We start from the raw sequence: 23,771 nt of genomic DNA on the forward strand, positions 1-23,771 counted from the left end.
GTAGTCGCGGCGTAACAAACCGGCGGCGGCGTGCAAAACACCCCTCCGGCGGATGCTAGTCTCTTACGGTGCCAAACGGCGCTGCGCAGTATCAGGCAGCCGCGGTAACACGCCCCCTTAGCTCATTGGTAGAGCACTTCCTTGGTAAGGAAGAGGTAGTGGGTCCGATTCCCACAGGGGGCTCCGTGCTCCAATCGGATGGCTTCGGCCATTTGGCCGGAGAACGTGCGGCGGGGTAGCTCAGGTGGTTAGAGCACACGGCTCATAATCGTGGTGTCGCGGGTTCAAGTCCCGCTCCCGCTACAAGATCCCTTTACTTCCCAAGGAAGTAGAGGGATTTTTGTTGTGCGCGAGAGGCCCACCCCGCATTAACCCCGCACATTAAAATCGCGATCCAACACTTTTCCGAGTGCGTCAGCGGCTCTGGTGCCTCCCGCGGTCCTGGACCTGTAGACGTCCGGCGTGATCGACGGATTCGCTTGTCCCAGGTACTCGGCGATGTCTCGGGCGCTTAAGCCGGCGATGTCGAGCGCCGTCGCGACTGTCTTTCGAACACTGTGGGTGGTGACAGTTGGGTATCCAAGCCGATTGCGGGCGTCCCGCCAGTCGCGCGAAGTGTTCCTTGGGTCGCGAATATTGCCGCGGAATGTAGGAAACACAAGATCGTGTTCGTTGTGAATCTTGAATGTCGCACGGAGGAGTTCCAGCATGGCGATCAGGGATGACGGCACCGATATCGTCCGCGCGCCCGCCTCAGTTTTCATACGATGCTGAAGCAGAATTCCCTGACCATGAGCCCGTACAACATTCGTGCGAAAGGTCACTTTCCGTTCACTGAAGTCGATGGCATCCCAGCTGACGCCGAGCGCCTCTCCCAGCCGGCAGCCTGTAGCTGCCAAGAATTCAATGACGGCTACCTGGTCGAGTTCCTGGAGCCGGTGATCAGCTCTCACCCGTTTCAATAGCTCCGCCACTTCGTCCACAGGGATAGCGATCGCTCCTTTGCGCGTGCGTTCGATATCGGCAATCTCTTGCACGGGGTTGGACCGAACCGCATCTGAGCGTGCGGCCACCGCCATCATTCCTGACAATACGGATCTGCATGCCTGCGCGGCTCCGGGCCCATTATTGGATTGGACTTCTCGGATAAAGCGGCCAAGCCGCGCAGCTATCCGGTACCTCGGCAGCTTGGCAGACTGGGGATACCCGCTCTCGGACGTCGAACGCATCGTCGTGAACGCGACAGGTGATGGCCGGGGCGGCGAGAGGCATCCTTCGGAGGACGACGCCGATACGAAGGTGGGCGACTTGCGGCCCGAGTGATAACTGACGAGGAGCGTTGACACGTGCGTGTCAACGCTCCTCCCTAAAAGGCTTCGTGCGGTTGATCTCGGATTACCCTCCGGCCAAAACGCACGTCCATCCGTGACTCTTCACCTCGCCCGGGGATGACCAGATCTGGTACCACAGCTGACGCTTACCCACGTTTCGCGAATGGGTGCCCTTAGCCAGCGTCCACGGATGTCCTGCCTCGTCTGCGTTTGCCGTACTCGCCGCAGCTTCCGTGACGCCCCATCCGATGTCAACCTTGCCGCTGGCGATGACGAACTTCATTTGTACGAACTTCCCGTAGGGACAATTCGCCAACACAGGTGCCGAGAATTTCGTCGCACTGGCGGAGTCTGCGTCGGCGACCGTAATTCCTCCCACTGCCACAAGCGCCAAAGCGCCGCTGATAACCATCATCTTTCGAAACGAAGTGAATGTTTTCATGCACTCACGCTATCGAGCGCGCTGAACATGCGCTGTCCTCACTTTGTGTGACTACCGCTGGCCGATCAAAGCTGCCATCGCGAGGCGGCTCATGGACGACTTGTTGAAAGTGACCGGGTAATCGAACAAATGTTCGATTACCCTCTTATCGTGGGAACCAACCGCCCCTACCCCAGCATCCCCTCGACGCGGCCGTCCGGCACCTCAACCGGAGACGCGCGCCCGATCGGACTCACCGACGACGAACTCGACAAGCCACATCGGGCACCGAGAAAAGCGTCCACGCCCATCGCTATCCGGGTGTGGGTGCCATACCCAGAAGCCTCTATTCGCGTGGTCGGCTTTGCCTTGGCGTGGACTGACAAGGCGGTGTTGTTGAGTGGCAGCCGCCCGGCGGGGTGTGGAGCGCCTCTTGGTATGGGTCGGCGGTCGATAGATCGAACACGCTGCCGGAGGTCCGGGGCGAGTCGCACATAATGCCCCTCTAACGCCTCGAAGTAAATAGGTGAGAATTAATCCCCTAGACCGTTGCGTCTACCCCTGAATCGTGGAACCGTGACGATCAGGTGACGACGCGAGATCGTCTCAATAAATCGAAGGAGATTTTGTGAAAAAGCAATGGAAAGCAGCCCTGTCCGTCGCCACATTGATCGGACTCTTCTCGTTCGGCATAGTGGCTCCGGCCACAGCGGCTGACGCGAGCACCACCGCAACCTACGAACTCAATCTCGGCGGACAGAAGACCACCCTGACCGAAGGTGAAACAGCAGTCTTCGCGATGCAGCCCGTGAAGTCCGCAAAGGCCCCAGGCACGTTGTCCCCCAACGTTGTCTACCCCGGAGACGGGTCAGGGACAATCACCGTCACCGCTACAGCTGGCGTCTACCACTGGAGCATCGCCATGCACATCCCGGTCACGAACTTCGTGGGAGCATTCAGTATCACCGACCTCACCAGCGGACTCTCCGGCGGATCGGTGCTCGCCACCTCGTTCTCAGGATCCGCGCCAACGAGTAAGCTCCGCGGCCACCGGTACTCCGGCACCATCGCAGGGACCGCTTTCTTGTTGAGCGTTCCCGTAGCCACCACCGGACCCAACAACACGCTCTACACCTACACCGGGTAGACAGCGGTACTGAGGGAAGGCTAGACGGCGCCCCGTCTAGCCTTCCCCTATCGTCACAAGAAAGAGAGTCAGCAATGACGTCGGAAGCCAACAACCCCGCGAACGACCTGCAACGTCTTATTGCCGAAGGTCACATCTCTGAAGATGCGTTACAGACCATCACAGCAATCCCCGCGGAGAAGCTGCAGTCGTTTTTCGACACGTCCACCGGCACGGCAGGACTTGTTGCGAAACCGCAGACGCTGTCGACAGACGAAATCCTGCGTCTGTCGATCCTCGCAGCACACCTGACCGATGGGCTGCAGATCGAGGACGACGCACGGCTTGCAGCCATCCTGGAGTCGCTCACCATCGAATGCCACCTCACCCTGGCGCACATTGCGCAGCTCACCCATGTGGACATCGGCGACATCGAGAACGCACTCGAGAACCCGCAAACCGTCCCAGCCGAGACGAAGTACGCAATCGCCATTCGAGGCTCCTACCTCATCAACGCTGTCAACCAAGCACGCGAATAGCCATCTTGATTCAGGTCTCTAGCGGCTCTCGGCGACCTGGAGGAGAACTGAGCACAGGAAGCCGGTCGCAGCGCGAAAGCGCCCAAGTTGAAGCCGTGGACCGGTGAGGTCCGGCGGCTGTCGATCGATGAGGCTGCTCATGTGTATATGGAAGCGAAGTTTAGGAGGAACTCGATTCGTCATCTGATTTCGAGCCCGAATCCCACCATTGACGGTCGTAGTCTCGCCATTGGTTTCGGAAGCGAGTCAAATTTAATACGTCCAGCATTCCCAGCGATATAACGAGCGTGAGGCTCGATAGCACGACTGCAGAAACGATGAAATCGTCATAAGGGGTCGATGAGCATTCGCCAGAGAGCTGAACGTAGAGGGTCGTAGTCAGAGCATTTTGACCACACGTCCATCTGAGAGCTGATCATCGATGAGTTCAGCCTGCAGTGACACAAAATTGTTAAAGCACACTCCAAGTCAAGTCGCGCCCCCAGGTGGTGCTTTCGCAAATGCCGGGTCTGTCAGTACAGGAACGGGCTCGACGCTGACCTACGGCCGACTCTTGCAGCAAGGGTACACATTGCCGAAGTGCGGGGGAGTGTCCGGTACAGGATCCCCTATCGGACACCGCTGATCGCTATTTGCTTACGCTATCGCCCTTGTCGGAAATTGAGATGGTGATGCGCCCACTGTTCAGATCGGGCCAACTCTTATCTGAATCAGGAGTGGGCGCAGGAATCGTTTTCTCCGCCTCCCATAGGAGATTCGCCGCGTACGCGGCGGGGTGGAAAACTTCGTCAAAAGGTGCGAGGAGGCCGCCACTGGGTTTCTTGCGGGGGTTGAGCCGCTGCTCCCGCGCTATCTCCCATCGCCGCCACCCCGGATAGGCGAACAGGTAGATGATAAACAAGACGGCGACTCCGGCGATTGCGAATTCCATTGGCCTGCCAACCTTTGCTCGCTTGATCCTGTTGCAGATACTCAGGCTACGAGCCAGCCGCGTTCTAGTCATCCCACCGAGCTCCTTGCATCCCGCGTGGGCTACGGTCTGAAGCTGTTGGTTGGGGAACGACGGGAGACGGCCAATGACTAGAGCAGCCATGATCGCAATCGTCGTGATGGGCCTCGCCGTGAAAGCAGCCGGGATATTTTTTGTGTTGCCTTCAGAAACTCGCGGGTTTGCAGCGAAGGGTTATCCCAATTGGATACTGGGACTAGGCATACCCGTGGCAGCGGCTGCCATTTTTTTCAATAAGAGAGAGATCTCGAAGCAAGAAGTAAGCGCACTCATGCGTTAGCCGATCCCCCCATCGGTCACCGGCGGCGCGCCTCGGGCGAGAATTTTGGGGGCGGCCGGAAGGAGTGACTCATGGCGACATCCTTAGCGCTACGCCTTGGGGGCGACCATTCGGCGTGATGAGCACCCAATGCGTTGGGTGGGGGCGACTATCTCACCGATGGATTATGAGTGAACTGACAGTTGAATTTGCCGTCCGGCTGTTGTAAATAACTTAGCGAATGATCTGGATCGCTCGCTGGCGGGCCGTCCGTCCGTCCGGCGATCCTTCTTGCGAAACGCGATGAAGGGAGTTGCTCATGTCCACCATCTCGTCCGAACTTGCTGAATTGTTGAAGGAGTTCGACTACCCCGCTCACCAGAGCGATCTGATTCGCGAAGCTCGCAGGGAAGGCGTACGCGTCGCCGACGTGAACCGCCTTGCGCGGATGGCACCGCGCAACTATAGCGGCCGGTCTGACGTGATGAGGGAGCTGCGGAGGGATCGTTCGCAGGCACGTTTGACATGGATTCAGTCCGCCCTAACCTGAAGTGGTCATCCGAGTGCAATTAGTTCTGGAATCGACCGCGCAGCAGCGTCAGGTGCATCACAATGACGTTGCTGCTCGGCATGACTCCATTGCATTCCCCCGGAGGCGGCAGCGGCTAGCTAGACGCTCCGCACAAGTGTTACGAACGCGAGGAGGTGGGATTGATGAGAACGGCAACGGAGGAGACCGAGCCGGTGAATGAGCGCTTTCTGCGAATCTGGCTTAGTGATTCGGACCTTATCCGCCGCGAGTTCAATGAGGTCGTCGGCGACTGATCGCCCAACCGTTGCGCAGCAGCAGCCGTCCTGGCTTTCAATGCTATGAGCGGGGGCGGTCTCAGAAGTGTTGTTCGACGGACGTGGAAGAAAGCCGAGGCTCGGCGCGGTGCTGGGCGTATGGAACCTTGTTGCGACTCGGGTTGGCGGAAGCGCCGGGACGACGCGGGATGCTTCCCCCGACCCTCTATCGAGTAGGCGCACGATGTATCCCAACACGAATTGGAATCAACCGATTCACGCAGCGCGAAGCTGCGGCGGGAGAGTCGTTCTACCTGTCGTGGAACGACGACTCCCGAGTCGGCAACGGCCGCACAACCATTTGGCCGCATCCCTCAATTCTCTGGTGTACAAGTACTTCGGAAGCCGCATGCCCGCACTCAACCCTCACTGGATCGAAGAGCTCTCAATTCTGGCGAACAGCCCGGGTGGGTTGCAGGTTTCGAGCATCGCCCCGGCCGGCGTCTTCGGCTACATCGGCGCGCTGCACGCCTCCCAGCAGGCGCAGAACCCGGCGACCTTCCGGGCGGCAGAGGCGCAACCGGAAAGTGAGCTGGCGCCCCTCCGGGTCGCATCCTGAGCTACAGGGGGCGGATGTCCCGGCCCGGTGTCACGCCCCGCGGTCTGGTTGGCTCATGTCGCCGGTTGTCGGCACCGTGCCGGTGGGGCCGTACTTGAGGAGCAGCACGCCGTAGTCGGTGGAGAACTCTGCCGACAGCAGGCGGAGTGCCGTGGCAGGACCGTCTTCGGTGAAGAGCCGTTTGCCCGGGCCGAGCACGATCGGGTACACCCACAGGTTGAGCTCGTCGAATAGTCCCTCGGCCAAGAGGGAGCGGGCGAAGTCGATGCTGCCGATCACGTGGATGTTCTCGTGCCGCTCGCGCAGGGCCGCGATGTCGGCCGCGAGGTCGCCTCCGACCTGATGCGAATCGCGCCACGGCAGCGCCGGCGTACCCCGCGATGCGACGTACTTGGGAATGACGTCAAACTTCTGGGCGATCTCGTTGTCTTGCCCGTCCAGCTCGTTGGGCCAGTAGGCGGCGAAGATGTCGTAGGTTCGTCGCCCCAGCAGCAGCGCGTCCATCTCGCGGATGCCTGCGATTACGCGGGTGCCGACGGCGGGGTCTGGCATCGGTGCCTGCCAGCCGCCGAACGTGAATCCACCCTCGGGGTCCTCCTCCGGTCCGCCCGGAGCCTGACCGACTCCGTCGAGCGTGGTGAACAGATCAATGGAAATACGACCAGACACGAGTCCTCCTCCCGGCGGGGCGCCAATGCCACCGCGCGTCCGGCCATCGTCTCCGCCCGCCGCGGGAGAAGTCAAGGACCCGACGTGACGTCCGAAAGCTCTTCCCGAAACTACTGGCCAGGAACGCGTGCCGGGCTGTTCATAGAGTGGGCCACCTGTGCCGCCGTCAGGGCCGTGCGGCCGCCGCAGTGCGTGCACTCATTTCGGTAGCGAGTGGAGAAGGAGAAGAGCGGAACGAAAAAGAGGGTGAACTTGTTCGACGCCTTGATCACGTTCTGCTGCGCGTTCGTGTGGCAGAACCCGCACACAAACGTGACGACGTTGATGAGCTGCTCTGACATGCGCGTACCGAACAAGAGGAACATCTCACCATCATGGCGGTCACCCTCGGGCGTTCCCGATTCGTGCCATTCCATTGACTCGGGTGGCGAGCTGTGGGAGTGCAACCGGCGTGCCTCACGCAGAAAGCCCTCCGCCCGTTGAGGGCAGAGGGCTTTCGGATGTCGCGTGGCGCGGGTTAGCGACGACCGAGTCGACGTTCTCCCGCGGAGCCGGTGACGTACGCCATGTCGTAGTGGGCGAACAGTTCGGATTCCTGCGTGGACTGCAGCTCGCCATCGGTGGCGATGAACGGCGCATCCTTGATGAGCTTTTTGGTGAACATGACCTTGAGGTGCTTCGGGGCGACGAGCGCGCCGGTCAGTGGCACGAAGACGAGCTTCTGGCCTCCGAGGATGCCCACGTGCACGGCCGCGAACGCCGGCTGGTCCGTAGACGTGTCAAAGTACAGGCTCTCGAGGGTTCCGACCTTGCTCTCGGTGTTGTCCACGACGGACAGCCCGATCCAGTCGCGTAGGTTTTCCGCTTCAAACATGCTGGTGCCTTTCCTGGCGGGACCCCTTCCAGCCGTTGGCCTAACGCTAGCGCTCGCCGATGCGTAAAGGCTGATCCGGAGGCGTAACTACGCGCCGGCGTTTGCGATGAACTCGCAGATCGTAAAAACAACAACGACCCCGCCGACCCCGGCCCACGAGGTCCAGGCGGCCCGACGCTTTTGCACCAGAAAAATGATCATCAGGATCAGCGCGACCGTGGCCACCAGAATGCTGCCGATGGGACCGATCACCATGGTCGAATTTACGAGCGACGCGTTGGAGCAGCTGTTCGTGCAGCTGAATCCGAACAACATAGTCAACAGCGCGGAGAACAGCGCCAGCGGAATGAGCACAACGGCTCCGATCGCTGCGAGCCACCGGTCGCCGGCGAGCGATCGGGGAGCAAGCTGCGGGGCGGATGGCACGGGCTCGGGTGTGGGCGTGCTGTCGATGGACATCCCTGACCTTAGCGTCACCCCAACGCAGAAAGGCCCGACTCCGAGGGGAGCCGGGCCTTTCTGACGGGTGTTACTTCTTGATGAAGTCGAGGATGTCCTGGTCGAGTTCGGCCTGGTAGTCGCCGAAGATGCCGTGCGGGGCGCCCGGGTACACCTTCAGCGTGCCGTCCTTGACGAGCTCGATCGACTTGAGCGCGGCGTCCTTGATCGGAACGATCTGGTCGTCGTCGCCCTGGGCGATGAAGATCGGCACGTTGAGGGCCTTGAGGTCCTCGGTGAAGTCGGTCTCGGAGAACGCCTTGATGCAGTCGTACGCGGCGGCGAGGTTGACGTTCATGCCCTGGCGCCAGAAGTCGCGCTTGTTGCCCTCGGTGACCTTGTTGCCTTCGCGGTTGCCGCCGAAGAACGGTTCGGAGAGGTCGATCCAGAACTGCGAGGCGTTGGCGAGCACGCCGGCGCGGATGTCGTCGAAGGCGGAGATCGGCAGGCCGTCGGGGTTGGCCTCGCTCTGCACCATGATGGGCGGCACGGCGCCGGCGGTGATGACCTTGACGACGCGGTCCTGGCCGTACTGCGCCGCGTAGCGAACCGCTTCGCCACCACCCGTGGAGTGACCGATAACGACGAGGTTGGTGAGGTCGAGCGACTCGACGAGTTCCGAGACATCCTTGGCGTAGGTGTCCATGTCGTTGCCGGTGTAGGTCTTCGACGAGCGGCCGTGACCGCGGCGGTCGTGCGCGATGGCACGGAAGCCGTTATCAGCGAGCAGCTTCACCTCGACTGCCCACGCGTCGGATGACAGGGGCCAGCCGTGGCTGAGCAGAACGGGCTGTCCCTCGCCCTGATCGGTGTAGTAGATCTCGGTTCCGTCTGAGGTGGTGAAGTAAGGCATGGGGGTCCGTCTCCTTGTGGGTGATGATGATGTTCCTCGGATTCCACGGTATTCACGGAACGTGGGGAATCGTCAAGCAGAATCCCAGAATGCGCTCAATGAATAAGGGTCAGCACTGAATGTGCTGACCCTGGATTGCGAACGAGTGGATGCCCCGGCCCGGGGCATCCACTCATCCTGACGTTCGACCGCGCGAACGTTACTGAACCGACCAGCCGCCGTCCGACGGAAGCACTGCGCCGTTGATGTTGACGCCGTCATCGCTGAGAAGGAAGGTGATCGACGCGGCCAGTTGTTCGGCCGTCGCGACCGTGGGGATGCTGCGCTGGAATGGCGACAGGCGGGCGGATCCGGTCTCGGACGGCGTGCCGAGGTTCGGGATGCCGGTCGCGACGCCACCGGGGGCGACGGCGTTGACGCGGATGCCGTCGGGTCCATACATGAACGCTGCGCTGCGGGTCAGGCCGACCACGCCGTGCTTGGAGACGGTGTAGGCGTTGCCGGATGCGTTGCCGCGAAGGCCCGCTTCCGAGGCGGTGTTCACGATCGATCCCTTGCCTGCCGCGAGCATGGCGGGGATCACGGCGCGGGTGAGCTTGAACGAGCCGGTGAGGTTGATGTTGATGACGCGGTCCCACACCTGGTCGGTCGTCTCGTGCAGGCGCGAGAAGTCATCATTGATGCCGGCGATGTTGGCGAGACCGTCGATGCGGTCACCCGCGGCGGCGACGATCGCGTCGATGTCGGGCTGCTTGGTGATGTCGCCGGCAACGGTCACGATCGTGGCGTCGGGGAGGGAGGCGGCGAACTCGGCGAGCTTGTCCACCGAGATGTCGACCGCGATGACGCGGCCACCCTCGCGTGCGATGCGCGTTGCCGTTGCCCGACCGATACCCGAAGCGGCGCCGGTGACAACGACCGTTGTGCCGTCAAATCGTCCGGGGGTGATGCGCTCGCGCCACACCGCGGCGTCGTCGCTCTCCTCGGTCGGCATGACGCCACCGTTGGCCTGCATGACGAGGCCGTCAACGACGGACTGGGGCATCTGGCCCTGGCTCATGACAACCAGCTGCTGCAGTGGCAGCCCGCCGATCGGGGCGAGGGAGTCTTCGTTGGCCCCGGACGCTGCGAGCAATCCGCGCACGAGCGGACCCCCGACGGGATGGGCAAGCCAGGCGGCAATCGAGCTATTAGCGGTGAGGGGCTTCTCGGTGTCAGACATGCGATCTTCCTTTCGTCGTGCTCCGGTGCACGACTCATCAGTTCCAGAGTGCTCTGCCTCGACGGAGGTGTCAACTAAGTTGACACCCTTGCGGGAAGCTCACAGCGGGCTCAAGGAATCCTCGAGGACATGCTAGCTGCGGTCGCGGGCCGCGAGGATTTCGGGCACGTGCGCTTCGGCCCATTCCCGCACCGCGCGCAAGGGTCCGAGCAGCGAGAGCCCAAGCTCCGTGAGGTCGTACTCAACTCGCGGCGGGTTCTCGGCGTAGGCGGTTCTGGTCAGCAGTCCGTCGGCTTCCATCGAGCGCAGCGTCTCCGTCAGCACCTTCGGGGTGATGCCCTGGATGCGCGTGCGCAGGTCACTGAAGCGCATGGGCCCCTCGGCGAGGGCATTGACGACGAACACCGTCCAGCGTGCGCCGATGCGGTGCAGAACCACCCGGCTGGGGCAGGTCGCTGACATCACGTTGTAGGCCATGGTCGTCCTCCGCTGGTTACCTTGAAGTGCCCGGTATCAAAACCATACCGTGATCACTGTCCACGGAATCAACGAGAGAGGCACTCCCATGACAGAGACATTGACGGGGCAACACGTACTGGTGATCGGCGGCGCGCGCTTCCTGGGGGCCGCGATCGCGGAGAGGGCCCGGGCAGAGGGCGCGACGGTGACAATCGCTTCCCACACACCTAGTGACGCACCGGATCGCGTGCACATCGACTTCCTCGACGAGCGCACCATCGCGGCGGCGGCGCAGCGGATTGGTGCGGTGGATCACGTGGTGTCCCTGGCATCGCTTCCCCACGATGTTCCGATCGGCCTGATCGAGAGGGATTCGGTAGTTGCCGCCCTCGAGGCGAAGGTCATCGGCCCCCTGCTGGTGGCCAAGCACTTCGAGATCCGCCGGTCCCTGCTGCTGTTCTCGGGCGTTGTGGGGTGGCGCCCAGGCCCCGCATCCACGATCAAGGGCATTGCGAACGGGGCGGTGTCATTCGCGGCAACGCACCTGGCCGCCGAACTCGCTCCCGTGCGCGTCAATGCGATCTCGCCGGGCATCATCGACTCCGGTGCCTGGGACGCGAAGGGTGACGCGAAGTCCGGCTTCCTCGCGGGAGCCGCGGGCCGCACTCGCGTCGGCCGCACCGGCACGCTCGAGGACATCACTGACGCGGCGATGTGGCTGCTGACCGCCGGCTATGTCACCGGTGAGACGATCCACATCGAGGGCGGGCGTGCCTGACCGGAACCGCCACGTCGACACCGGACGGGATACGCCTCCCACCGACGTGTCATCTCCGGCCGCAGCGGGTCGGGACCGTCGTTCACAGCGCGCGGCTGTAGCAGAGCGAGATGTCCGAGCCGACGTAGTGACCGAACAGCGGGATGGGCTCGTAGCCTTCGCGCTCGTAGAAACGAATCGCGTCGGGCTGGGCGGTACCGGTTTCGAGCACCAGCCGGGTCATGCCGAGACCGCGGGCGCGATCCTCGAGGGCGCGCAGCACGGCGGTGGCAGCACCGGTTCCGCGCGCGGACGGATGCGCGAACATGCGCTTGATCTCCGCGACGTTCGGGCCAAGCACCGAGTCATCCAGCGGACGAAGCCCGCCGCACGCGATCGCGGCACCGTCGGCGGTGCGCGCCACGAGGAACACGGGCACGTCCTTCGCCGACGGGGGAGTGCCGGGCTCGTGGTCGTCCCTGCCGTATCGCGCGTCGAGCTCGACGCGCTGCGCCTTCCGCAGGGCGTCAGCATCCGCGTGGTCGTAGGGGACCTCATCGATCTGCCAGTGCGTCATCGCGTCGTCCCCGGGGTAATCAGCTCTTGCAGAAGAGCGCCGTAATAGTGGATGACCCGGGCCGGGGCATCCGCTTGCAAATCTGTGTCTTCGACCACCCACAGGGCGTACAGAAGTCCCCCGACGAGGGCGGCAGCCAGTCGTGCCCGCAGCTCCGCGTCCGGACCGGTGAGGCGATCGCGCAGCGGGGCGACGAATGCCGTCTCGTGATAACTCTGCAGCCGGGGGCCGATGGCGTCCGCGCCGCTCGCCCGCACGAGCGCCAGGAACACTCCGCGTACCTGATCGTGCTGGCCGAGGACGTACTCGATCACGTCCTCGCCAAGTGTTTCGGCCGGGCCCGCGAACATTGGCGGCCCGGTCAGCGCGGCGGTCATCGTGTCGAGGAAGAGGCTCTCCTTGGAACCGTAGTGGCGCATTACGAGGGCCGGATCGACACCGGCGGCGGTCGCAATGTCGCGCACCGTGGTGCCCGAGTACCCCTGCCGGGCAAACAGCTCGGTCGCGGCGGCCCAGATCGCCTCTTTGGACGTGGGGGCTGCGGCGTTCACCACCGAAGCGTAACAAGCGGCCCCGGGACCTGACATCCGCACGGGGTACGCTCACCTCGTGAAGTGGCGCTCAATCCTCAAGGTCTTTCCCACCGTCGTTCTGGTCATCGACATCATCATCCGCGTGCTCGCGGTCGCGGAGGTTCCCCGCAACCGCCGCCCCAGCTCGGCCATGGCGTGGTTGCTCGCCATCTTCGTCGCGCCCATCCCGGGCACCATTCTGTTCGGCCTCCTCGGCAGTTCGAAGCTGCCCAAGGATCGTCGCGAAAAGCAGCGCGAGATCAACTCGCTGATCCTCGACGCCACCAAGGGCCTCGACAACTCGGCCGAAAGCTCGACCGAACCCCCGTGGCTCGGTTCGGTCGTGCACCTCAACCGCAAGCTCGGCTCGATGCCCTTGCTGCCGGGAAACACCGCCCACCTCTTCCCCGATTACAAGGCGTCGATCGCTGCCATGGCGCAGGCCGTGAACGAGGCGACGAAGTACGTCCACGTCGAGTTCTACATTTTTGCCCGGGATGCCACGACCCACGAGTTTTTCGAAGCGCTGAAGGCCGCCGATGCCCGCGGTGTCACCGTCCGCGTGCTCTACGACCACTGGTCGACGATGCGGAACCCCAGTGGTCGCGCCACGCGCCAGTGGCTGCGCGACAACGCCATCCCCTTCGAGGAGATGCTTCCCTTCAAGCCGTTTAGCGGCAGCTGGCGCCGGCCCGACCTGCGCAATCACCGCAAGATCGTCGTCGTTGACGGCCAGGTGGCCTTCACCGGATCGCAGAACATGATCGACCCGAGTTACAACAAGAAGGGCAACATTCGCCGCGGCCTGCAGTGGAAGGACCTCATGGTCCGGGTCGACGGACCCGCCGCCGCCGGACTCAACGCTCTCTTCATCACCGACTGGTACAGCGAGACCGGTGAGCTGCCCCTGCCCGGCGAAGACGACATCATCACCTCGCACACGACCCCCGAGGCGCTCGAGTGCCAGGTAGTGCCGAGCGGGCCCGGGTTCGAGGGTGAGAACAACCTCCGCCTGTTCAACGCGCTCGTCTACGGCGCGCAGGATCGGCTGATCATCGCGAGCCCCTATTTTGTTCCGGATGACTCGATGCTCTATGCCATCACGACGGCCGCCGAGCGGGGTGTCGACGTGCAGCTGTTTGCCTGCGAGGTCGCCGACCAGATTGTGGTCTATCACGCACAGCGGTCGTACTACGAGACGCTCTTACGCTCGGGCGTGCGGATCTTCCTCTACGAAAAGCCGACCGTGCTGCATTCCAAGCACTTCACGGTGGACGGCACCGTCGCGGTGGTCGGCTCCAGCAACATGGACATGCGCTCCTTCAGCCTCAATTTCGAGGTGTCCCTCATGGTGCGGGGTGCAAGGTTCGTCGAACAACTGCGCGAGATCGAAGACTCCTACCGCGAATGCTCGCGCGAGATCTTCCTCGAGGACTGGCTGAAGCGGCCGGTTCCGTCCCAGGTGCTCGACAACGTGGCACGCCTGACCGCCGCCGTTCAGTAACCGGATGCCCGCGCCCGTGCCGGCGCGACCGTGCGCGCTCGCCGATCCCGGCGTAGGGTTGCACGCGTGAATCCACGCATCTCGATCAGTCTGCCCACGGGGCGTCAGGAGGCTGCCGGCGATTTCCTCGCCGGCTCGAGATAACCCTGTTCCATCCATGCACTTCGGTGCGCTCCGGCGCACACAGCTTCCTCGCGAGAGAGCCACGGCTCGTGGCATCCGCTCGCCTGCAGCTCTTCCCAATGGATTGAATTCCGCGCACGCGTCGCGCTGCGCGGGTTGAACAGATAGGCATTCACATGCGTCCCCTGACGGACACACTCATTCTCGGCTCCTTCGTTAACGCCTCGCAGCGCGAACGACAGAACCTCACGCTGCCGGCGGACCTGGGCGAACTCGCCTGGGACAAGATCGACTACCTCGGCTGGCACGACCGCAAGACACCCAACCTCGGGCTCGTCGTCGCCGAAGTCGACGGTGCGCCGGTCGGCATCCTGCTGCGCCAGACCGACAGCAAGATTCGCAGCCGGCCACAGTGCACCTGGTGCGAGGACATCTACATTCCCAATGACGTGACGTTCTACAGTGTCAAGCGATCGGGGCAGGCCGGCCGCAACGGCAACACGGTGGGCACGCTCGTCTGCGCGAACTTCGAGTGCTCGTCGAACGTGCGCAAGCTGCCGCCCGTGGCCTACCTCGGGTTCGACGTCGAGGCGGCGCGCCTGCAGCGCATCGCGTCACTGCAGGAGCGCGTCGCGAACTTCGTGCGGGACATCCGCGACGGCGTGTAGCCCCATTCGACAGGGACGGGCGGCCGGATGACCCGGCCGCCCGTCTGTCGGCGGTGGCGAGTATGTTCGAGGCATGTGCGGACGATTCGCAATGAGTAAAGAGACCGACGACCTCATCACCGAGTTCGTGGCCGAGGGCGGAGACTTTCGGGATTGGCGCCCGGGCTGGAACATCAGCCCGACCGACACGATCCCCGTGCTCTTTCGCTCGTCGAAGGGTGACGAGGAGCCCGTGCGGCGCCTCGAACCGGCCCGCTGGTCACTCGTGCCGTCGTGGTCGAGAGAGCTGAAGACCAAGTTCCCGACCTTCAACGCGCGCTCGGAGGGCATCACCGAGAAGGCGATGTGGAAGACACCGATCAAGTCGCACCGTGCCCTTGTTCCGGCGTCGGGCTATTACGAGTGGCGCACCGACCCCGACACCAAGAAGAAGACTCCCTTCTATATTCACGCGGCCGCCGATGAGCTGTTGTTGTTCGCGGGTGTGTATTCGTGGTGGAAAGACCACAGCAAGGCCGAAGACGATCCCGATTCGTGGACGCTGACCGCGTCCATCCTCACGTCCTCGGCCGTCGACGAGCTGCTCGACATCCATGACCGCAACCCCGTGCCGCTTCCGCCGGAGTGGTGGGACACGTGGCTCGACCCGACGATCGAGGCCGACCAGCACTTCGTCGATGCTGCCGTCGACGCGGCCCTGCCCGTCGCCGAGAAACTCACAATCGACGAGGTCGCACCGATCCCGTTCAAGGGCGACGGTCCCGAACTCATCCGTCCGGTGGGCAAGCCCTCGGCCTGATGCTGCAGAGAGCCCGCCCACCGCCGATCATCGATCGGTGGTTATCTGCGGCTGGCCTGCAGCAGCAGGGCGCTGTCCAGTTCGTCCCGCGTGGGCGGCATCGCTCCCGGCCGGGAGACGGTGATGCTTGCACCGGTCAGGCTGGTGCGCGCCAACTCGCGCAGGGCGTGCTCGTCGAACGTTCCGGTCAGAACCGTGGTCTGCAACTCATCACGCACGAGGCCATAGAGCAGGGCTGACATGAACGCGTCGCCCGCCCCGATCGTGTCCGCGACCATCACCGGCACTGCCGGCACCTGAATGCGCGCGGAACCCGAGGCGAGAAACGCCCCCTGAGCACCCAGGGTGACCGCCAGCAGGCTCACGCCCAGATCCAGAATGTGGTCGCACACCTCGTTGACCGACATCCCCGGGTAGAGCCACGCGGCATCGTCGTCGCTCAGCTTCACGATGTGCGCGCACTCCGCGAGGTGCTCGACGCGCTGGAGGGCGGCACGACGGTCGCCCATCACCGCGGGGCGCACGTTCGGGTCGTAGCTGAGGATGGCCCGCAGCGGCGGCTCCTCGAAGAGCTGCGTCACAGCGTGCTGGCCGGGCTCGCGCATCGCCGCGATCGACCCGGTGTGGATGAACTCGGCGTGCGGTACCTCCGGCAGCGGTGGCATTGTCCACTCGACGTCGAACCAGTATTCGGCCGATCCGTCGGGCTGCAGCACCGCCTCGGCAGTCGAGGTCTTCCGGGCGAATCCCTCTGGCCTCAGCACCGTCACGTGCGCCGAGTCGAGGTGTGACGCCAGCAGCGCCCCGTGATCGTCCTCACCGAACTCGGTCAGCAGTGCCGTTTCCACACCGAGACGCCCGAGCCCGAAGGCCACGTTGAGCGGGCTGCCTCCCGGATGCTCGTCGCGCAGCGACCCGCTGCTCACCACGTCGACAAGCGACTCTCCGACGACGAGCACCGTGTGATCGTGCGTTGTAGTCATAACCACTCCTCATTGAGCAAGAAATACAAAACATGTGGACGGCGGATGCCTCAGAGCCGAACCAATTGCGTCAGCACTGACGCGTCTTCCACGATCAGGCTACTGAGCGAGGCGTTAAAGCGCGCCCCGTAGTCAGCGGCGAGATGATCTGCAAAGGCCGACCTGTCGCGGTACTCCTCGTAGACGAAGAACGCCGCGGGATCCTCGAGCTTGTGGTGCGCGAGGAATGCCAGATTTCCCGGCTCCCCGCGCACCCTCGCGGTGAGGTCCCGCAATAGTTCCTCGACGGCGGCCTCCCTGCCTGGCAGGGCGGTGAACTCGGCGTAGAGGGTGACCGCCGGCGGAACGGTCACCCCTGTCCGTGCATCATCCGCCAGCGGCGGCTCGGTCATGCGCTGGCGGCTCCCGTCATGATGGCGACAGCCTCAGTCATGTTGTGAGACTTCGGCGTGATGGTCGCCGCGCGCTTTCCGAGCCGCTGAATGTGAATGCGGTCGGCCACGTCAAACACGTTGGGCATGTTGTGGCTGACCAGAATCACCGGGATGCCCTCGTCACGAAGTCGCCGGATGAGATCGAGCACCTGGTTCGTCTCCCGCACGCCGAGTGCCGCGGTCGGTTCATCCAGAACCACCACCTTCGATCCGAAGGCGGCCGCCCGGGCGACGGCAACGGCCTGCCGCTGACCCCCGGACAGGTTCTCGATCGCGACAGTCACGTCCTGCAGGGTCGAGATGCCCAGCCGGTCGAGCTCCGCCTTGGCGTTCTTGCGCATGAGTTTCGAGTCGAGCACGCGGAAGACGCTCCCGAGGATGCCCGGTTTGCGCAGTTCCCGACCGAGGTAGAGGTTGGAGGCGATGTCCAGCGCGGGGGACACGGCGAGGCCCTGGTAGACGGTCTCGACGCCGAACTGCTTCGCGTCCTGCGGACGCTTGAAGCTCATCTGTCGTCCGTTGAGCCAGATCTCGCCGCCGTCCGGAACCTCGGCGCCGGTGAGGCACTTGATGAGCGTGGACTTGCCCGCGCCGTTGTCGCCGATGACCGCGAGCACTTCGCCCTGGTACAACTCGATGTCGACGCCGTCGAGTCCGACGACCTTGCCATAGGTCTTCACGAGACCGGTGGCCTTGAGCACCGGCTGCGTGTAGGGCAGCGTCGATGCGGGACGGGATGAGTCGGTGGTGGTCAATTTCGTACCTTTCTGATCCACTGGTCGAGCGAGACGGCCACGATGACGAGAATGCCGACGGCGAGTGTTTGGTAGAGCACATCCAGTCCGGCCAGGGCCAGACCGTTGCGGAAGACGCCGACGATGAGGGCACCGAGCAGCGACCCCCAGAGGGTGCCGCGACCACCGAAGAGGCTGGTGCCGCCGATCACGACTGCCGTGATGGAGTCGAGGTTGAGGTCGGTGCCGGCGTTCGGGCTTGCCGCGTCGGCCCGGCCGATCTGGATCCAGGCGCCGACCGCGAGGATCGCGCCGGCCACCACGTAGACGCTGAGGAGCACGCGGTTGACCCGGATACCGGTCAGGCGCGCAGCCTCCTTGTCGTCACCGACCGCGTACACGTGGCGACCCCACGCGGTGCGGCCCATCACAAACGCCATCACGATGTAGAGCACCAGCATCAGCACGACACCGTAGGTGATCCCGACGCCGACGACGGGGAAGGTCGTGCCGGTCCACGTGATGAGGCCGGGGATGTCCGTGCCCACCACCGAGGCGCTGTTGGAGTGCAGCAGGGTGATCGCCAGGAAAATGTTGAGGGTTCCCAGCGTCACGATGAACGGTGGCAGCTTGAGTCTCGTCACGAGCACGCCGTTCAGTCCGCCGGCCGCGAGACCGACGATGAGACCGAGCAGCAGGGCGAGCGGCGCGGGCACGCCGTTTCTCGCCGCGGTCTGCGCCATCACCATCGATGCCAGCACCATGATCGCTCCGACCGAGAGGTCGATGCCAGCGGTGAGGATGACGAGCGTCTGGGCGATCGCCAGCGTTCCGACGACGGCCACCTGCTGCGTGATGAGCGACAGGTTGTTGACGAAGAAGAAGCGCGGGCTGATGATGCCAAAGATGACGATGGCGACCACCAGCACGATGGCGGGGCTGAGCGCCGGGTAGCGGTGCAGCAGGTTGCGGAGCCGGCTGATCGGCGTGCTGCGGTCGAGGAACTCCGACGCCAGGTCGTGCTGCGCCGGGGGAGGCCCCGCCGGTGGCGGGTTGGTTTGGGCGGTATCTGTGGTCACGATAATCTCCTGAACTGCGTTGTTCGTGTCGTTCCTTGTGGTGGTGCGGATGCGGTGAGCGGATGACCCGTGCGGTTACTCACCCCAGCAGATCTTCGATCCCTCGTTGCTGGTGATGCTCGGGATTCCGGCGACGGCCTTGTCGGTCACCAGCTGTGATCCCGTGTTGAAGAAGTCCAGCCCGCTCGACACGCTCGGCTTTTCCCCGGTCTTCGCGAGCTTGACGATCGCTTCCATGCCGAGCTCGGCCATCTTTGAGGGGTACTGCTGGCTGGTGGCGCCGATGATTCCCTCGCCGACTTCCTTCACTCCGGTGCATCCGCCGTCAATCGACACGAGGATGGTGTCCTTCTCCTTGCCGGCCGCCTTCAGCGCCTGGTAGGCGCCGTATCCGGCGGGCTCGTTGATCGAGTAGACGACGTTGATGTCGGGGTTCTTGCTGAGCAGCGTCTCCATCGCGGTGCGGCCGTCGCCCTGGTCGCCGTTCGACGCCTGGTTGCCGGCGATGGTGTACGTGCCGCCCTTGCCTCCGGTGTAGGTGCCGGTCTTGTCTTCGTCACCGTTCTTGGTCTTGTCTTTGGTGTCGATGCCCATGCCGGTGAGGAAGCCCTGGTCGCGGTCGTAGTCGACGGTGGCGACCTGGTTGGCGAAGAGGTCGACGAGGCCGATGACCGCTTCCTTGCCGTCGAGCTGGGCGGCTGCCCACTTGCCGATGGCCTCACCCGCGGCGAAGTTGTCGGTGGCAAAGGTGATGTCGACGACGTCGGCGGGGTCCGGTGCGGTGTCGAGGGCGATCACGAAGATGCCCGCATCCCGTGCCTTGGTGATGGCGGAGTTGACGCTGGAGTCGGTCGGGGTGATGAGGATCCCCTTGTCGCCCCGCGAGATCGAGTCCTCGATGGCCTGGATCTGGGTGGTCGCGTCGCCGTCCTGTTTGCCCGCGGCGAGGGTGAGCGAGACGCCGTCCTTATCGGCGGCGGCCTTCGCGGCATCCTCCATCGACACGAAGTAGGGATTGGTCGTGGTTTTCACGATCAGGGCGACGCCGATGTCGCCGTCGGCGCCGGGGCTGCTCTCCTGACATGCGGTGAGAGACAGGCCGGCGAGGGCGGTGACGGCGACGGCTGCGGCGATACGGCGGCCGTGGCGGCGGATGGTGGAACCGGTCGCGCGGCTGCTCGCGAGCGCGATCTGCGGGGACATGCGATTCATCGTTGAACCTCCTGGTTGGGGCGGAACTCGCGTTCCTGACATCGGTGTCAATTAACGGTCTTATGGCATGGGAGGTTGTAGAGTCAAGGCCATGCCCGCATTGATGTGCGAATTGTGACACTGATGTCAGATTCGATTAGTACGCCCCAGAAGCCGCAGCGACGCGCCACGATGAGGGATGTCGCACGGCTGGCCGGTGTTGGAATGAAGACAGTCTCGCGCGTGATCAACTCCGAGCCGAACGTCTCCGCCACCACGCTGGCACGGGTCGAAGACGCAATCGCGCGCCTCAACTACGAACCGGACGTGCACGCCGGAAGCCTGCGTCGCACGGGCGGACTCACCCGAACGATCGGACTTCTCGTTGGCAGTGTGGCGAACCCGTTCTCGGGCTCCATTCACCGCGCGGTCGAGGACGTCGCCACCGAGCGCGGCTTCGCCGTCTTCGCCTCAAGCCTCGACGAAGACCCGTCCCGGGAGCGCGTGGCGGTGTCGGCTTTTCTCCAGCGACGGGTCGACGGTCTGATTCTCACCCGCATCGGTCCGAGCCAGGGCTACCTGCTGCCCGAGCAGCAGCACGGCACTCCGCTCGTGTTCGTCGACCGGCCGGCCGTCGGCATTGACGCCGACACTGTGGTGTCAGACAACGTGGGGGGATCGGCACTCGCGACCCGCAGGCTTCTCGACCTCGGACACCGCCGCATCGCCTTCCTCGGCGATCGCCCGGACATTTGGACCATGGGCCAGCGGCGGCAGGGATTTCTCGAGGAGCTCGGCCGCGCCGGCGTCTCCACCAACGACGCTCCGGTCATCGACCACCTCGAAGACGAGGTCCAGACGTACCGGGCGGCGACGGCCCTGCTGTCGGGTCCCCACCCACCGTCGGCGATCTTCAGCAGTCAGAACCTCATCACGATCGGCGTGATCCGGGCGCTGCGTGATCTCGGGCTGCAGCGAAGAGTCGCCCTGATCGGGTTTGACGACGTCCCCATGGCCGACCTCCTCGAGCCCGGCATTTCGGTCGTGGCCCAGGACCCGGAGGCGATCGGTGCTGCTGCAGCGCGCCACCTATTCGCCCGTCTCGACGGCGACGAGGAGCCGAGCCACACGACGGTCATCCCCACGCGGTTCATCGAGCGGGGTTCGGGCGAGATTGCCCCGGTGGGCGGGTAGGCCCGCTCCGGGGCATCCCGAATCCCGGCCGTCGGCCGATGGAATGGTTAGTCGGCGCGGGTTCCGACGAGCTTCCAGGCCGAGGGCAGGATGAGGGCGACGACCACGATCTTGATCAGGTCGCCGATGAGGAACGGGAGAGCGCCGAGCGCGAGCCCGGTCGGGAGATCGGCGCCGATGAAGGCCATCAGCCACGGCACGCCGCAGACGTAGAAGCCGAGGGATCCGATCGAAGCAAGGGCAATCGTGGAGAGCACCGAACGGTCCGCGCGGCGACGAGCGAGCACGCCGACGACGATCGAGACCACCACGTTGCCGACGATGTACCCGAACGACGCGAAGTCCCAGCCAGAGGCATGGGAGGCGAACATCGGCAGGCCCGCCACGCCGAGCGCGAGGTACAGCACCGACGACGATGCTGCCCGCACCGGTCCGAGGGCCGCGGCGCTGAGAATCACGGCGAATGTCGACAGCGACAGCGGCACCGGCGTGAAGGGAAGGGGGATCGCGACCTGGCCGGCGACGGTCAGGAAGGCGGTCGCGGCGAGCACCAGAACGATGTCGCGCGTGAGTGCTCCGGGGATGAGGTCGGCCAGCACCCGAATGGGGCGACGGGATGACGGTGCAACTGCTGTGCTCACGAAAATTCCTCTTTCTGTCTTGCCCAGGAGAGCGAAAGTCGCCTCCTGAACACCGTTCACCTGAACGGTGTTCAATATACTAGGCACATGGAGTCATCCGTCAACCACAGCACCCCGTCCCGCCGGAACCCGGCGGGCGGTCCGTCGGCGACCGCTGCCGCTCGACCCGGCACCCGGCACACGCGCACCGACGTGGTGGACGCGGCCCTCGCGCTGCTCGACCAGTACGGTCTTCCCGATCTGACCATGCGCCGGCTCGCCAGCGACCTCGGGGTGCAGGCGAGCGCGCTCTACTGGCACTTCGCGAACAAGCAGCTGCTGCTCGCCGCGGTCGCCGAGCGCATCGTTGCGCCCGGTGCGCCACGGGACGCCGCCGACTGGGCCGCCGACCTGATCGCTGAGGCGCATGCCACGCGGGATGCCCTGCTCACCTACCGGGACGGCGCCGAACTCGTCTCCAGCACGCTCGCACTCGGGCTCGGTGCCACCGGGCCGACGGCGCGCTTAGCCGCCATCATTTACCGCGGCGGACTCGACAATGGCCCGAGCGAGGCGGCCGCGGCCACCGTCATCCACTTCATCCTCGGATACGTCTGGCACGAACAGCAGCGCATGCAGGCCGACAGCCTGGGAGTGGTGGATGCCTCGGCCGCCGCGAACCCCGCGTCCGCGAGCGTGAGCGACCTGTCGTCCCCCGGTGACTTCGACTTCGGGCTCTCGCTGCTGGTCGGTGGCATCCGGCTGCAGGCGCCCACCCGCGCGTAGAGCGACCCGCGGGGGGCACTCCCAGTCGTGGGAGAACGATCTTTCTCTTTTCTTCGGCAAATCGCTTGACATGCCTCCGTGGGCAGTCTTATTGTCATCTCAAGAGAGAACGGTCGTTCTCGCAGAGTTTGACCGAGTCGCCCAACGACCCCCAACACAGGAGCACACGATGACCACCACGTCCGCAGCATCCATCACCACCACCGAGGCAGCCGAGATCGCCCGGGCCAACGCGTCGGGTAAGCAGCCCGTCGTGTTCGTGCACGGCCTATGGCTGCTGCCGAGCAGCTGGGCCGCCTGGCAGGAGCTGTTCGAGAGCAACGGATTCGTCACACTCGCACCGGGATGGCCCGACGACCCCGCCACCCGCGCCGACGCCCTGCGCGCGCCCGAGGTCTTCGGCGGCAAGACGATCGGAGCCATCACCAACCACATCGCCGCCGTCATCCGTCAGCTCGACCGCAAACCGATCATCGTCGGCCACTCGTTCGGCGGCCTGATCGCCCAGAAGCTTGCCGGCATGGGCCTGTCCGTGGCATCCGTCGCCATTGATCCCGCCCAGTTCCGCGGAGTGCTGCCGCTGCCGCTGTCGGCCCTGAAGTCTGCGTCGGCCGCCCTCGGCAACCCGAAGAACTTCTCGGGACAGGTCATGCTGACCGAGGCGCAGTTCCGCTACGGCTTCGCCAACGCCGTGTCCGAGTCCGAGGCGCGCGACCTCTACGAGACCTACGCCGTTCCGGGCGCCGGTCGTCCGCTCTTCCAGGCGGCGTCGGGCAACTTCAACCCGCGCACCGAAGCGTCGGTTGACAGTGCCACGCCGGCCCGCGGCCCGCTGCTCGTGATCTCCGGCGAACTCGACCACACGGTGCCGGCAGCCGTGTCGGGGGCGGCGTTCAGAATCCAGAGCAAGAACCCCGGCATCACGGAACACGCGGTCATGGCCGGGCGCGGGCATTCGCTCACGATTGACTCGGGATGGCGCGAGGTCGCCGACACCGCGCTCGCCTTCCTTGCCCGCACCGTCGCACCCGTCACCACGCGCTAATCGCCCTCGGCAGCGACACGCCCGCGCGAAAAACTCGCGA

At 64.3% G+C, this 23,771-nt stretch carries 29 protein-coding genes and 2 tRNA genes; 13 read left to right on the top strand and 18 right to left on the bottom strand.

Going from position 1 to position 23,771, the window contains the following annotated elements:
* Positions 1 to 111 precede the first annotated feature (111 nt).
* Positions 112 to 183: transfer RNA gene (locus HB677_RS10095), tRNA-Thr, on the top strand.
* A 46-nt stretch (positions 184 to 229) separates the two neighbouring features.
* A tRNA-Met gene (locus HB677_RS10100) sits at positions 230 to 303 on the top strand.
* Positions 304 to 368: 65 nt separating this feature from the next.
* On the opposite strand, the gene HB677_RS10105 is transcribed toward HB677_RS10100, so the two are convergent.
* Both HB677_RS10105 and HB677_RS10110 read right to left on the bottom strand, forming a co-directional pair.
* Positions 369 to 1,037 (bottom strand): site-specific integrase, encoded by a 669-nt coding sequence (locus HB677_RS10105; protein WP_213815577.1) that lies wholly within the window; start codon positions 1,035 to 1,037, stop codon positions 369 to 371.
* A 358-nt stretch (positions 1,038 to 1,395) separates the two neighbouring features.
* Entirely contained in the window at positions 1,396 to 1,614 is a 219-nt protein-coding gene (locus HB677_RS10110) for a hypothetical protein (RefSeq protein WP_213815578.1), read from the bottom strand.
* A 766-nt stretch (positions 1,615 to 2,380) separates the two neighbouring features.
* Here HB677_RS10110 and HB677_RS10115 point away from each other — a divergent pair.
* Positions 2,381 to 2,899: a hypothetical protein gene (locus tag HB677_RS10115; protein ID WP_213815579.1), complete on the top strand. Its 519-nt coding sequence runs from the start codon at positions 2,381 to 2,383 to the stop codon at positions 2,897 to 2,899.
* 74 nt (positions 2,900 to 2,973) lie between these two features.
* Entirely contained in the window at positions 2,974 to 3,417 is a 444-nt protein-coding gene (locus tag HB677_RS10120; protein ID WP_213815580.1) for an HTH domain-containing protein, read from the top strand.
* A 628-nt stretch (positions 3,418 to 4,045) separates the two neighbouring features.
* Here HB677_RS10120 and HB677_RS10125 read toward each other — a convergent pair.
* Complete coding sequence (locus HB677_RS10125) at positions 4,046 to 4,348, bottom strand: hypothetical protein (RefSeq protein WP_213815581.1); 303 nt, start codon at positions 4,346 to 4,348, stop codon at positions 4,046 to 4,048.
* 656 nt (positions 4,349 to 5,004) lie between these two features.
* Between HB677_RS10125 and HB677_RS10130 the strand changes: the two genes are divergently transcribed.
* Positions 5,005 to 5,235, top strand: coding sequence for a hypothetical protein (locus HB677_RS10130; protein ID WP_213815582.1), 231 nt, complete (start codon positions 5,005 to 5,007; stop codon positions 5,233 to 5,235).
* Positions 5,236 to 5,880: 645 nt separating this feature from the next.
* A complete protein-coding gene (locus tag HB677_RS10135) occupies positions 5,881 to 6,090 on the top strand; it encodes a hypothetical protein (protein WP_213815583.1) in 210 nt (69 codons plus the stop codon).
* Positions 6,091 to 6,120: 30 nt separating this feature from the next.
* On the opposite strand, the gene HB677_RS10140 is transcribed toward HB677_RS10135, so the two are convergent.
* The 7 genes from HB677_RS10140 to HB677_RS10170 form a co-directional block, all read right to left on the bottom strand.
* Complete coding sequence (locus HB677_RS10140; RefSeq protein WP_213815584.1) at positions 6,121 to 6,759, bottom strand: dihydrofolate reductase family protein; 639 nt, start codon at positions 6,757 to 6,759, stop codon at positions 6,121 to 6,123.
* 110 nt (positions 6,760 to 6,869) lie between these two features.
* Entirely contained in the window at positions 6,870 to 7,100 is a 231-nt protein-coding gene (locus tag HB677_RS10145; protein WP_213815585.1) for a zinc-ribbon domain-containing protein, read from the bottom strand.
* Positions 7,101 to 7,276: 176 nt separating this feature from the next.
* On the bottom strand, positions 7,277 to 7,633 hold the full coding sequence (locus HB677_RS10150) for a PRC-barrel domain-containing protein (protein ID WP_213815586.1): 357 nt from the start codon (positions 7,631 to 7,633) through the stop codon (positions 7,277 to 7,279).
* Positions 7,634 to 7,720: 87 nt separating this feature from the next.
* The gene (locus HB677_RS10155) at positions 7,721 to 8,092 is read right to left on the bottom strand and encodes a hypothetical protein (protein WP_213815587.1); all 372 of its coding nucleotides are present in this window, start codon (positions 8,090 to 8,092) and stop codon (positions 7,721 to 7,723) included.
* 70 nt (positions 8,093 to 8,162) lie between these two features.
* A complete protein-coding gene (locus HB677_RS10160; RefSeq protein WP_213815588.1) occupies positions 8,163 to 8,984 on the bottom strand; it encodes an alpha/beta fold hydrolase in 822 nt (273 codons plus the stop codon).
* Between the two features lie 199 nt (positions 8,985 to 9,183).
* Positions 9,184 to 10,206 carry an SDR family NAD(P)-dependent oxidoreductase gene (locus HB677_RS10165; protein WP_213815589.1) on the bottom strand — a complete coding sequence of 341 codons (1,023 nt, stop codon included), beginning with the start codon at positions 10,204 to 10,206 and terminating at the stop codon, positions 9,184 to 9,186.
* Positions 10,207 to 10,338: 132 nt separating this feature from the next.
* Complete coding sequence (locus HB677_RS10170) at positions 10,339 to 10,683, bottom strand: helix-turn-helix domain-containing protein (protein ID WP_213815590.1); 345 nt, start codon at positions 10,681 to 10,683, stop codon at positions 10,339 to 10,341.
* A gap of 88 nt (positions 10,684 to 10,771) precedes the next feature.
* Here HB677_RS10170 and HB677_RS10175 point away from each other — a divergent pair, with 88 nt between their 5' ends.
* Positions 10,772 to 11,443 carry an SDR family oxidoreductase gene (locus HB677_RS10175; protein WP_213815591.1) on the top strand — a complete coding sequence of 224 codons (672 nt, stop codon included), beginning with the start codon at positions 10,772 to 10,774 and terminating at the stop codon, positions 11,441 to 11,443.
* An 82-nt stretch (positions 11,444 to 11,525) separates the two neighbouring features.
* On the opposite strand, the gene HB677_RS10180 is transcribed toward HB677_RS10175, so the two are convergent.
* Together HB677_RS10180 and HB677_RS10185 are read right to left on the bottom strand one after the other, a co-directional pair.
* Positions 11,526 to 11,999 carry a GNAT family N-acetyltransferase gene (locus HB677_RS10180; RefSeq protein WP_213815592.1) on the bottom strand — a complete coding sequence of 158 codons (474 nt, stop codon included), beginning with the start codon at positions 11,997 to 11,999 and terminating at the stop codon, positions 11,526 to 11,528.
* A complete protein-coding gene (locus HB677_RS10185; protein WP_213815593.1) occupies positions 11,996 to 12,550 on the bottom strand; it encodes a TetR/AcrR family transcriptional regulator in 555 nt (184 codons plus the stop codon). The genes HB677_RS10180 and HB677_RS10185 overlap by 4 nt, the downstream gene beginning before the upstream one ends.
* A 58-nt stretch (positions 12,551 to 12,608) precedes the next feature.
* Here HB677_RS10185 and cls point away from each other — a divergent pair, with 58 nt between their 5' ends.
* From cls to HB677_RS10200, 3 genes are all read left to right on the top strand, one after another.
* A complete protein-coding gene (gene cls, locus HB677_RS10190) occupies positions 12,609 to 14,075 on the top strand; it encodes a cardiolipin synthase (protein WP_213815594.1) in 1,467 nt (488 codons plus the stop codon).
* A gap of 299 nt (positions 14,076 to 14,374) precedes the next feature.
* Complete coding sequence (locus HB677_RS10195; protein WP_213815595.1) at positions 14,375 to 14,866, top strand: FBP domain-containing protein; 492 nt, start codon at positions 14,375 to 14,377, stop codon at positions 14,864 to 14,866.
* A 73-nt stretch (positions 14,867 to 14,939) separates the two neighbouring features.
* Complete coding sequence (locus tag HB677_RS10200; protein ID WP_213815596.1) at positions 14,940 to 15,665, top strand: SOS response-associated peptidase; 726 nt, start codon at positions 14,940 to 14,942, stop codon at positions 15,663 to 15,665.
* Between the two features lie 41 nt (positions 15,666 to 15,706).
* On the opposite strand, the gene HB677_RS10205 is transcribed toward HB677_RS10200, so the two are convergent.
* The 5 genes from HB677_RS10205 to HB677_RS10225 all read right to left on the bottom strand — a co-directional run bounded on the left by HB677_RS10205 (position 15,707) and on the right by HB677_RS10225 (position 20,098).
* Positions 15,707 to 16,648, bottom strand: a complete 942-nt coding sequence (locus HB677_RS10205) for a carbohydrate kinase (RefSeq protein ID WP_213815597.1) — start codon at positions 16,646 to 16,648, stop codon at positions 15,707 to 15,709.
* Positions 16,649 to 16,698: 50 nt separating this feature from the next.
* The gene (locus tag HB677_RS10210) at positions 16,699 to 17,040 is read right to left on the bottom strand and encodes a putative quinol monooxygenase (RefSeq protein WP_213815598.1); all 342 of its coding nucleotides are present in this window, start codon (positions 17,038 to 17,040) and stop codon (positions 16,699 to 16,701) included.
* Positions 17,037 to 17,837, bottom strand: coding sequence for an ATP-binding cassette domain-containing protein (locus HB677_RS10215; protein WP_218624613.1), 801 nt, complete (start codon positions 17,835 to 17,837; stop codon positions 17,037 to 17,039). The genes HB677_RS10210 and HB677_RS10215 overlap by 4 nt, the downstream gene beginning before the upstream one ends.
* Entirely contained in the window at positions 17,834 to 18,895 is a 1,062-nt protein-coding gene (locus tag HB677_RS10220; RefSeq protein ID WP_307852555.1) for an ABC transporter permease, read from the bottom strand. Before HB677_RS10220 ends, HB677_RS10215 begins: the two co-directional genes overlap by 4 nt.
* A 75-nt stretch (positions 18,896 to 18,970) precedes the next feature.
* Positions 18,971 to 20,098, bottom strand: coding sequence for a substrate-binding domain-containing protein (locus HB677_RS10225; RefSeq protein WP_213815677.1), 1,128 nt, complete (start codon positions 20,096 to 20,098; stop codon positions 18,971 to 18,973).
* Positions 20,099 to 20,230: 132 nt separating this feature from the next.
* Between HB677_RS10225 and HB677_RS10230 the strand changes: the two genes are divergently transcribed.
* The gene (locus HB677_RS10230; RefSeq protein WP_255546502.1) at positions 20,231 to 21,280 is read left to right on the top strand and encodes a LacI family DNA-binding transcriptional regulator; all 1,050 of its coding nucleotides are present in this window, start codon (positions 20,231 to 20,233) and stop codon (positions 21,278 to 21,280) included.
* Between the two features lie 47 nt (positions 21,281 to 21,327).
* On the opposite strand, the gene HB677_RS10235 is transcribed toward HB677_RS10230, so the two are convergent.
* Positions 21,328 to 21,921 carry a biotin transporter BioY gene (locus HB677_RS10235; protein WP_213815600.1) on the bottom strand — a complete coding sequence of 198 codons (594 nt, stop codon included), beginning with the start codon at positions 21,919 to 21,921 and terminating at the stop codon, positions 21,328 to 21,330.
* Positions 21,922 to 22,008: 87 nt separating this feature from the next.
* Here HB677_RS10235 and HB677_RS10240 point away from each other — a divergent pair, with 87 nt between their 5' ends.
* Positions 22,009 to 22,686 (top strand): TetR/AcrR family transcriptional regulator C-terminal domain-containing protein, encoded by a 678-nt coding sequence (locus HB677_RS10240; RefSeq protein WP_213815601.1) that lies wholly within the window; start codon positions 22,009 to 22,011, stop codon positions 22,684 to 22,686.
* 169 nt (positions 22,687 to 22,855) lie between these two features.
* Positions 22,856 to 23,731 (top strand): alpha/beta fold hydrolase, encoded by an 876-nt coding sequence (locus HB677_RS10245; protein ID WP_213815602.1) that lies wholly within the window; start codon positions 22,856 to 22,858, stop codon positions 23,729 to 23,731.
* Positions 23,732 to 23,771: the final 40 nt, after the last annotated feature.

Source organism: Glaciihabitans sp. dw_435, assembly GCF_018449675.1.
In the GTDB taxonomy this organism is placed as follows: Bacteria; Actinomycetota; Actinomycetes; order Actinomycetales; family Microbacteriaceae; genus Glaciihabitans.